We start from the raw sequence: 9,721 nt of genomic DNA, 5'->3' as shown, positions 1-9,721 counted from the left end.
TCTCTACCGGGTCACCGTGAATGAATCGCTGACCCGACTCGACGTCGAGGCCTGCTTCGCCGACAGCCTGCCCCACCATTTCGTCAGCGACGACCCGCTGGCCGTCGAGGCCTTCCTGCACGGCAGCATCCTGCTGGATGGTATGGCGCGCGACATCAAGCCCCGCCAGGGCGCCTTGCTTTTTCCGTTGCCGTCCGATGACAACTGCCTGCTCTACCGCGTCGACCTCGCACGCATCGCCAACTCCGGCAGTCGACGCCGCGGTCTTCGCATCAACGACACGCTGTTGCTGGCGCCGCAGACCTGGACATGGCGACCCTGGTCGACGCGGGGCTACGCCATGGAATTCGAATTCGTCCTGCCCGCCGGAATGGCTGTCAGTTTTCCGGGCCAGCGGCTGGACAACGGATCGGGACGTCCTCGCTTTCGCCTCGACCCGACACCCTACGACTGGCCGGCCACCATGCTGCTTGGCCGCCTGCAGCAGGCCGACCTCGACGTCCCGGGCGCCCGGCTGCGTGTCTCGGCGGCATCAGGACCGGCGGACGCCGACATGGCGCGCACCCTGCGCTGGCTCAAACCGGCGGCGCTGGCCGTCAGCACGGTCAGCGGCCGCTTCCCGCGCCCTGACGTGCAAGTCGTGGTGGTACCGGTCGGTGTCGGGCTCGATGCCGCCCCGTGGGCCCAGGTCACGCGTGGCTGGGGCAGCGCCGTGCAGTTCTACATGAATGTCAGCGCCGACTGGGACGTGTTCCTGCAGGACTGGATTGCCACCCACGAGCTCAGCCACCTGCTGGCACCGTTCATCGACCGGCGCGACGCCTGGCTGTCCGAGGGACTCGCCTCCTACTACCAGAACCTGTTGCGCGGCCGGATCGGCCTGTTGAGCGAACAGGAGATGTGGCAAGCGATGGCCGACGGATTCATGCGTGGTCGCAAGGCTGCCGATTCCCTGAACCTGCGCGACGCAACGACCAACATGCGCAGCCGCGATCGCTTCAGGCGCGTCTACTGGACCGGCGCTGCCCTGTTGTTCAAAGGCGACGTGGAGCTGCGTCGACGCAGTGGCGGGCACTGGTCGCTGGACCGGATCCTCACGGAGTTCGGAGAGTGCTGCCTGGCGGAGGCTCGCGCCTGGCGCGCGCGCGAACTGCTGGAACGCTTCGATGCCATCAGCGGCGAGGACGTGTTCGTGCCGCTGCACGACGACATCGTCTACACCCGGTTTTTTCCGCGCCTGGATGACACCTGGGAAACACTGGGGATCGACGTCAGCGAGGGCGAGGTCAGGCTGCAAGCAACAACGGCGCAACCTGCGTTGCGCCGTTCCTTGTTCAAACCGGAACGCGTCGCGCCTACTGGAGATTGAAATCCAGGGTATGGCGAATTCGCTGGGTCTGGGCGGTACCGTCAACCATCGCCGGCTCGAAGGTCCAGCGCGAAACGGCACGAATGGCCTCGCGGTCGAATACCCGAGGCGGGTTGGCTGACACGATTTCGATGTCGCTGGTCGTGCCATCCGTCAGCACCGTGAATTCGATGACCACCGAGCCTTCGATGCGACGGCGCAGCGCAGCCGACGGGTACTTCGGCGGATCGGTGCGGATGGGCGTGACCGAGGTGGTGACACCGGAAGGCTGTCGTGCCGGCTGCCGGGCAGCGGGCGGGGTCGAACTGCCAGCGCTGGCACCGTTGCCACCGCGGGCCGCCTGGTCCGAGGTCGGAGTGGCGCTTTCAGCCGCCGGCGCTACCGCCTGGAACTGCGGCTTGGCACCGGACACCGACAGGTCGCCGATACGCGGCTTGGCAGCATCGGAACCGAAATCCATCGAGAAATCCGGCTTTTCCAATTCGATCTTGGGGTTGTCATCAAAGCCCGAACGGAAATTCGAGGAAGAAGAGTAGCCGCTAAGCTCCTTGGTTTCCTCGTCGTCCTGTTCCTGTGCCCAGCTGTTTGTGAACGCCAGCAGGAAAATACTGCCGAGAATCAGATACTTACTCATCACCACTCCACGTGCTGCTATAGGCTGCAACATCAGCTTCTAAGCTACCAATATCGGGAGAAAAAACAACATGTCTCAGGGGTATTTCGGAGACTTTCATCGACGATCGGCCGAATTTACCGGCCGAAGCGACAACTTCGCCAATCGTGAGGCCTTTGGTGGCTCGCGCTGCCCGAGGTCGAAACCGGCAGCGGATTGGCATTACTATGCGGAACTTGGATTTTTGCTTGCCACTCACGCCAATGCAGGGAGACATGCATGAGCCTCAAGATTCACACCCAACCGTTCGCCGGCCTGTTGCTGCTGGCCGCCGGCCTCGGCCTGGCCGCCTGTGGCGATGCCACGCAGGAAGCGGCGACTGACGATGCCGCTGTCAGCAAGTCCGACCCGCTGGCCGTGATCGATGCCGCCGACCTCGAACAGCACGTCAAGGTGCTCAGCTCCGACGAATTCGGTGGCCGCGAACCGGCCTCCGAAGGTGAAACGCTCACCATCGAGTACCTGCGTGACGGCTTCGCCGAACTGGGCGTAGAGCCAGGTAACGGTGACAGCTGGTTCCAGGAAGTCCCGCTGGTCGCGATCACCGGCAAGCCGGAGCCGCTGGCCATTCGCGGTGACAACGTCGAGCTGGACCTCGATGTTCCCACGCAAGCCGTGACCTGGACCAAGCGCGTGACCGAAGAAGTCAGCCTGGACGCCAGCGACCTGGTGTACGTCGGTTATGGCGTGGTCGCGCCGGAGTATGGCTGGAACGATTACGCAGGCCTGGATGTGGAAGGCAAGACCGTGGTGATGCTGGTCAACGACCCGGGCTACGCCCTGGCGGAAACCGAGCGCGGCGAGCTGTTCAACGGCCGTACCATGACCTACTACGGCCGCTGGACCTACAAGTTCGAAGAAGCCGCCCGACAGGGTGCCGCCGGCGCCATCGTGATCCATGAAACCGGCCCGGCCGGTTACCCCTGGGAAGTCGTCTCGGGCAGCTGGACCGGCCCGCAGTTCGACCTGGTCTCTGAAAATCGCAACATGGATCGTGCCGTCATGGAAGGCTGGATCACGCAGGACGTGGCCGACCAGCTTTTTGGCGCCATAGGCGAGAACTACGAAAGCCTGCGGGATGCCGCCAGCCAGCCTGACTTCCAGGCCATTCCGCTGAATGCCACCGCCTCGACCCGTATCGAAAACACCATCCGCGAATCCACGTCCCGCAACGTGGTCGCGCGCATTCCCGGCAGTACCCGACCGGACGAGACCATCATCTATACCGCCCACTGGGATCATCTCGGCGCCGACCCGGAAGCCGAGGGTGACGGCATCTTCAACGGTGCGGTCGACAACGCCACCGGTACGGGCGGCCTGATCGAGATTGCCGAGGCCTTCATGGCGGCCGAACAGCGTCCCGAGCGCAGCATTGTCTTCCTGGCCGTCACGGCCGAGGAATCCGGCCTGCTCGGCTCGCGCTGGTATGCCGAGCATCCGATCTACCCGCTGGCGCAGACCGTGGGCGTCATCAACATGGACTCCATGAATGTCTATGGCCCGACCAGCGACGTGGTCGTGACCGGCAAGGGCAACTCGGAAATGGAAGATTACCTGGCGAAAGCAGCTGCCATGGATGACCGCGTCCTGGTCGGCGAGGAACATCCCGAGCGCGGCTACTTCTACCGCTCGGATCATTTCAATTTCGCCAAGAAGGGCGTGCCGGCGCTGTATGCCGAGAGCGGTTCGAGCTTCATCGGCCCGGATGCCGAGGCAGCCGCAGCCTACGCCGAGGCCTACACCGCCGAGCGTTACCACAAGCCGGCCGACGAGTACGAAGAGTGGTTCGATTTCTCGGGCGCCATCCAGGACCTGAGGATGTATTACCGCGTCGGCGAGATGCTTGCGAACTCCGAGGATTGGCCGGAATGGGCCGAGGGCAACGAGTTCAAGGCAGCTCGAGAGGCCTCGCGCTCCGCCGACTGACCGATCACCGGTGGAGAAATACCGCAGGGGTCGCATGCTTGCGACCCCTGTTTTATGTATAAACTAGGGGTCCAGACATTCAGGATCCGACTTTGCAATGAACGTACTCGTAATCGACCCGTCAAAACTGTTCCGCACCATCTGGGACCGGATGGTGCTGCAGATCGGTCACGAGGCCATTTCGGTCGGTACCGGTGCTGAAGGCCTTGATGCATTGCGTGACCGGCATATCGACCTGGTCTGCGTCTCGCTGACCCTGCCGGACATGAATGGCATCGACTTCCTGAAGGAACTGCGCCGCATGAAGCAGCTCAAGCAGCTGCCAGTCATCATGCTGACCTCCACGGACGACCGCAGCGTGCGTGACGAAGCCTTCCAGGCAGGCGCCACCGAAATTCATTCGAAGACCGATGTCGAAGCATTGCTCGCTCGCGTCAAACGCTTTGTGGAAGAACACCAGGCGGAAGTCACCGGTCGGGTGCTGTACATCGAAGACAGCTCGGTCGTGGCGCACGTCATGCTCGGCATCCTCAACGAGATGAACCTCGAGGTTGACCATTTCATCAGTGCCGACGAGGCCTATGAAGTGTTCCAGAAAGCCAATTACGACCTGATCATCAGCGACATCATGGTCGAGGGAAAGATGTCGGGCGTGGGCCTGGTCACGCGTATCCGGGAAATGGACAGTGACAAGTCACGTGTGCCCATCCTGGCGGTGTCGGGCCTCGATGACACGGTGCGACGCACCGAACTCTTCCGCCTCGGTATCAATGACTTCATTTCCAAACCGGTCGTGAAGGAAGAAGTGCGTGCGCGTGTCACCAACCTGATCAACAGCAAGCAGCTGTTCGACCAGGTGAAAATGCAGCAGAAACACCTCTACGACCTCGCAATGCGGGACCCGCTGACCGGCCTGTTCAATCGCAATTCGCTGAAGGATGTTGCCGAGCAGAAACTGCAGGAGGCCATCGACAACGATGCGCCGCTCAGCCTGCTGATGCTCGATCTCGATCACTTCAAGGAAATCAACGACGTGCATGGCCACCTGGTCGGTGACCAGGTGCTGGAGGAAGTCGGCGAACTGCTCAGGCGGAACCTGCGCGACCAGGACTATGCCGCCCGCTATGGTGGCGAGGAATTCCTGATGATCCTGCCCCACTGTGACATGTCATCCGCAGCCGCCAAGGCCGACCTCATTCGCCAGGATATCGAAATTCTCGAACCGGCCGGCCTGACCGTCACTGTCAGCATCGGCGTGGCCACGCGGCCGCGCGGTGCCGATGCCAGCCTGACCCTGGAAAACCTGTTCAAGATGGCCGACCAGGGCGTTTACGAAGCCAAGGCCAAGGGCCGCAACCGCGTGGTCACCCGCAAGAAGCTCGATGCCTGATCGCCGCTCAGCGCAAGAACACCAATAGCAACGCCATCACCTCGACGACAATCAACCGGTGCAGGCTGTCGACCAGCCATGCGCCGAGGTGACGTCGCGAAAAGATCGCCTCCGCCAGCGACGGCGCCGCGGTGAAGCCGGCCCAGAGCAGGAAGGCCAGGCCCAGCGCGTGCGCTGGCTGCCAGCTGCCCGTGGCATTCAGCAGGAGAATCAACACCAGTGCCTGCAAGGCATTCATTGCCAGCGCAACCAGCTGTCGCGGCAGGCCCTCGAGTGTCCGGTGCGTCGGCTCCATGGGGTTGAGGCGTGACCACACCGGGCCGAACAGGAAAGGGGCATACCAGATACCGCCGACAATGAAGCCGCCAGCGGTGGCGGTCAGCCAGGGAAGCATGGGGATCTGCATGGTGTCGCTCCTTGCGTTGTGCTCTGCACTAAGTGTAGCCGCCGGTAGCCTGCTGTTGCACGGCCAGCGTGCTGTGTGACAATCAGCGCTCATCCGAAGACAACGGCTGCAGGCAGCATGAGCAAACAGACTACCGCACTGGAAACACTCCTGGTCCATGCCGGACGCGAGCCCGAAGCCGACGGTGCAGTCGGTTCGGCACTCTCGCCCTCCACGACCTACGTGCGCGATGCCGGCCCGCATGTCTACAGTCGCTATTCCAACCCGACCCGCGATCGCTTCGAAGCGGCCATTGCGGCGATTGAAGGCGCGCGACAGTCGTTCGCGTTTGCCTCGGGCATGGCAGCGGCCAGCGCGGTCTTCAACCTGCTCAAGCCAGGTGACCACCTGCTGCTGGGCGAGGATTGCTATCACGGCGTGCGGCGCTACCTCCAGGACGAACTGCTGCCGAAGGGGATCGAGTTCAGCCTCGTGGATACGACAGACATCGGCAGCCTCGCCGCGGCCGTGCGACCGACTACCCGCATGATCTGGTTCGAAACGCCGTCGAACCCGCAACTCAGGGTCACCGACCTCGGTGCGCTGGCCGCATGGGCCGGCGACCACGAGCTGATCACGGTCTGTGACAGCACCCTGGCACCACCGATCATCCAGCGGCCACTGGCACGCGGCATCGACATCTCCATGCACAGTGCAACCAAGTTCATTGGCGGCCATTCCGACCTGCTCGCCGGCGTCGTCAGCTGTCACGACGAGGAGCTCGCCGAGGCCATCGGCCGCTGGCAAGGCAACGCGGGCGCTGTACCCTCGGCCTTCGATTGCTGGTTGCTGCTGCGCAGCCTGTCGACCCTGTCGGTGCGGGTACGCCAGCAGTGCGATTCCGCATTGCGCGTGGCAAGCTGGCTGGCCGGACATCCCGAGGTGGAGAAGGTTTTCTACCCCGGACTGGCTGGCGCCGAAGGGCATGAAGTCGCTGCCACGCAAATGGTCGGTTTCGGCGGCTTGCTGTCATTCTGCCTGCGAGGCGACGAGGAGCGCGCAAGAAAGCTCGCGCAGCGCACTCGCCTGTTCATCGAGGCGACGAGTCTTGGCGGTGTGGAAAGCCTGATCGAACACCGCGCCTCCATCGAGGGTGAACATCGCCGTTCCCCGGACAACCTGCTCCGCCTTTCCATAGGGCTCGAGCACGTGGATGACCTGCTCGCGGATCTCGAGGCGGCGATCGCCTCGCTCTGAATACACTGACGTAATGACGAAATCGCAAGACTGAAGAAGGACACGAAAATGAAGGCTTTGAAGATGCACACGACCCGAACCCGCAGGGCCATGCCGGTGACAGCCCTGCTGGCCGGCCTGCTGGTTGGCCTGCCGGCCAGCTTCGCGACCCAGGCCGATGACTCGGCAACGGCCGACGGCCTGAGCCTGGAACTGATCATGCAGGATCCGGACTGGCTGGGTAATCGCCCGCTGAATGCCTACTGGCTGCCCGACAGCCGGCATGTCGCCTTCCAGAAGAAACGCGAGGGCGAAACCTTCTTCGATGACTACCGCCTGGATACCGAATCCGGAGAGCTCGAAAGGCTTTCAGCAGCATCTGCTGCGGCAATGCCGGGCGCCGGTGGCAACTTCGATGCCGATCGCAGCGAGCGAGTGTTCGCGAAGAACGGCGACATCTTCGTCGCCTCGAATGGTGGCGAGCTGGTGCAACTGACCATGACCGCCGCCACCGAGTCGGCACCGTTCTTCATGGCGGACGGCAGCATAGCCTGGCAGGTCGGTAACGACTTCTACATCCATGACCGCGACAGCGGCCTCACGCGCCAGGCAGCGCAGTTCCTCAACGAGGACAAGCCCGACGAGGACAAGCGTGGCTTCGATTTCCTGCGCGACCAGCAGACGAGGCTGTTCAGCACCCTGCGTCGTGACAAGGAACATGCCGACAACAAGCAGGAGCAGGAGCTTGCGGCAAAACGCGAAAGCGGCAATCGCATGAACCCGCCGATCTACCTCGGTGCCGGCACCCGGACGGTCTCGACCAGCCTGTCGCCATCGGGACGCTGGATGATCGTCACTACCCAGCCGAAGAGCCATAACGGGGGTCGCAACGACAGCATGCCGCATTACGTTTCCGAATCGGGTTACGTCGAGAACCAGGCTGTCCGCACGCTGGTGGGTGAGAACGGTTACGCCGACACCACGGCGCACCTCGTTGACCTGTCCGACGGCACGGTGCACGCGCTGAGCAGCGCCCGCCTGCCCGGCATCAAGGACGACCCGTTCCGCAGCCTGCGTGCGTCCGCCGTTGAATACCATGTCGCCAATGGTGGCGATCGCCGCGCCGTGCAGAACGCGCTGAAAGCGCCGGAGAAGCGCGCTGTCGGCATCGAAGGCATCAAGTGGAACGAGGACGGCAGCGAAGTGGCCATCCAGTACCACTCGCGGGACAACAAGGACCGCTGGATCGCGACCGTGGATTTCGATGCCCGACGACTGGATTCGCAACACCGTCTGACCATCAACGAAGGCTGGATCAACTGGTATTACAACGAGTACGGCTGGCTGCCGGATGGCAAGACGCTGTGGTTCCTGTCGGAAGAGTCGGGTTACTCCCAGCTCTACACCCAGCGCATCGATCGTCGTCACCAGGCATTGACCCGCGGAGAGTTCGTGGTGTCCACGCCGTGGCTCGACCCGGCTGGCGAGTACTTCTACTTCGTTGCCAACGTCGACCGCCCGGGTACCTACCAGGTGCACCGCGTGCCTGCCGCTGGCGGCGCAATGGAACAGCTGACGACCATCGGCATCGAGCCAGACGAACGCCAGGACAGCGACGACAGGGTCTCGCCATTCATGCTGTCGCCGGACGGCAGCAAGCTCCTGTTCAAGCACGACTCGCCGACCCGCCCTGCCGAACTCTACGTGCAGGCAATGGGTGAGCCCGAATCCGCGCGACAGGTAACGCGTTTCACCAGCGATGAATTCCTGGCATACGACTGGCAGGCGCCGGAGATCGTGCAGGTGCCCTCGACGCATTTCGACGGCACGATCACGTCCCGCGTCTATACGCCCGACAACTTCGACAGCAGCCAGCAGTATCCGGCGGTGGTCTTCGTGCATGGCGCGGGCTACCTGCAGAATGCCCATGATGGCTGGTCGGGTTACTTCCGCGAGTTCATGTTCCACAACATCCTGGTACGCAAGGGCTACGTGGTGATCGACATGGACTACCGCGGCTCGCGTGGCTACGGCAGCGAATGGCGCACCGAGATCTACCGCCAGATGGGTCACCCGGAACTCGAAGACCTGCAGGATGGTGTCAAGTGGCTGGCAGAGAACAAGTCGGTCGATCCCGAGCGCGTCGGCATCTACGGTGGCTCCTACGGCGGCTTCATGACCTTCATGGCGCTGTTCCGTGCGCCGGGCGAGTTTGCAGCGGGCGCTTCACTGCGGCCGGTTACCGACTGGGCGCATTACAACCATGACTACACCTCGAACATCCTGAACACGCCGGAAGTGGATCCGCGCGCCTACGAGAAGTCCTCGCCGATCGAGTGGGCCGCAGACTACGACAACACGCCGATGCTGATTGCGCATGGCATGGAGGACGACAACGTGTTCTTCAAGGATTCGATCCGACTGGTGCAGCGGCTCATCGAACTGAAGAAAGAGAACTACACCATCGCGCCCTACCCGCTCGACCCGCATGGCTTCGACAACCCGGAGTCCTGGCTGGACGAGTACCGTCGGATCTACAAGCTCTTCGAGGAAAACCTCAAGTGACAAAAAAGCCCCGCGAAAGCGGGGCTTTTTCATTGCCATGACCCGACGGGTCGTCCTCTGTCAGCTCCTCAGCCCCACACCCCTGTTCAGCAGGAACATGGCGAACAGGTAAAGCCCGACGATGAATGCACCGATGATCAGGTAGGCCGTGCCGATGCCGATGTCCGACACGCCCAG

The 9,721-nt window shown here is 62.8% G+C and carries 8 protein-coding genes; 5 read left to right on the top strand and 3 right to left on the bottom strand.

Annotated elements, in window-relative coordinates; all coding sequences use genetic code 11:
• Positions 1–1,369, top strand: a 1,369-nt coding sequence (locus tag R3217_09490; protein ID MDX1455676.1) for a hypothetical protein, incomplete at its 5' end; no start/stop codon positions are given.
• On the opposite strand, the gene R3217_09485 is transcribed toward R3217_09490, so the two are convergent.
• Positions 1,356–2,003, bottom strand: coding sequence for a TonB family protein (locus R3217_09485; protein MDX1455675.1), 648 nt, complete (start codon positions 2,001–2,003; stop codon positions 1,356–1,358). The genes R3217_09490 and R3217_09485 overlap by 14 nt on opposite strands.
• Before the next feature lie 258 nt (positions 2,004–2,261).
• On the opposite strand from R3217_09485, the gene R3217_09480 reads away from it, so the two are divergent.
• Complete coding sequence (locus tag R3217_09480; GenBank protein MDX1455674.1) at positions 2,262–3,968, top strand: M28 family metallopeptidase; 1,707 nt, start codon at positions 2,262–2,264, stop codon at positions 3,966–3,968.
• 97 nt (positions 3,969–4,065) lie between these two features.
• On the top strand, positions 4,066–5,358 hold the full coding sequence (locus R3217_09475) for a diguanylate cyclase (GenBank protein ID MDX1455673.1): 1,293 nt from the start codon (positions 4,066–4,068) through the stop codon (positions 5,356–5,358).
• A 7-nt stretch (positions 5,359–5,365) separates the two neighbouring features.
• On the opposite strand, the gene R3217_09470 is transcribed toward R3217_09475, so the two are convergent.
• Entirely contained in the window at positions 5,366–5,764 is a 399-nt protein-coding gene (locus R3217_09470) for a DUF1761 domain-containing protein (GenBank protein MDX1455672.1), read from the bottom strand.
• Between the two features lie 117 nt (positions 5,765–5,881).
• Between R3217_09470 and R3217_09465 the strand changes: the two genes are divergently transcribed.
• The gene (locus R3217_09465) at positions 5,882–7,000 is read left to right on the top strand and encodes a PLP-dependent aspartate aminotransferase family protein (protein ID MDX1455671.1); all 1,119 of its coding nucleotides are present in this window, start codon (positions 5,882–5,884) and stop codon (positions 6,998–7,000) included.
• A gap of 48 nt (positions 7,001–7,048) precedes the next feature.
• Positions 7,049–9,544, top strand: coding sequence for a S9 family peptidase (locus tag R3217_09460; protein MDX1455670.1), 2,496 nt, complete (start codon positions 7,049–7,051; stop codon positions 9,542–9,544).
• Between the two features lie 60 nt (positions 9,545–9,604).
• On the opposite strand, the gene R3217_09455 is transcribed toward R3217_09460, so the two are convergent.
• The coding region (locus tag R3217_09455) for an ABC transporter permease (protein ID MDX1455669.1) at positions 9,605–9,721 on the bottom strand (117 nt) is incomplete at its 5' end.

Source organism: Gammaproteobacteria bacterium, assembly GCA_033720895.1.
Classification (GTDB): Bacteria; Pseudomonadota; Gammaproteobacteria; order Natronospirales; family JAJUFS01; genus JAWWBS01.
This window is presented reverse-complemented; position numbering and strand designations above follow the sequence as displayed.

Coding starts and splice junctions, on each gene's coding strand:
- R3217_09460 (MDX1455670.1), top strand. CDS start 7,049: ATGAAGGCTTTGAAGATGCACACGACCCGAACCCGCAGGGCCATGCCG.
- R3217_09480 (MDX1455674.1), top strand. CDS start 2,262: ATGAGCCTCAAGATTCACACCCAACCGTTCGCCGGCCTGTTGCTGCTG.
- R3217_09475 (MDX1455673.1), top strand. CDS start 4,066: ATGAACGTACTCGTAATCGACCCGTCAAAACTGTTCCGCACCATCTGG.
- R3217_09470 (MDX1455672.1), bottom strand. CDS start 5,764: ATGCAGATCCCCATGCTTCCCTGGCTGACCGCCACCGCTGGCGGCTTC.
- R3217_09465 (MDX1455671.1), top strand. CDS start 5,882: ATGAGCAAACAGACTACCGCACTGGAAACACTCCTGGTCCATGCCGGA.
- R3217_09485 (MDX1455675.1), bottom strand. CDS start 2,003: ATGAGTAAGTATCTGATTCTCGGCAGTATTTTCCTGCTGGCGTTCACA.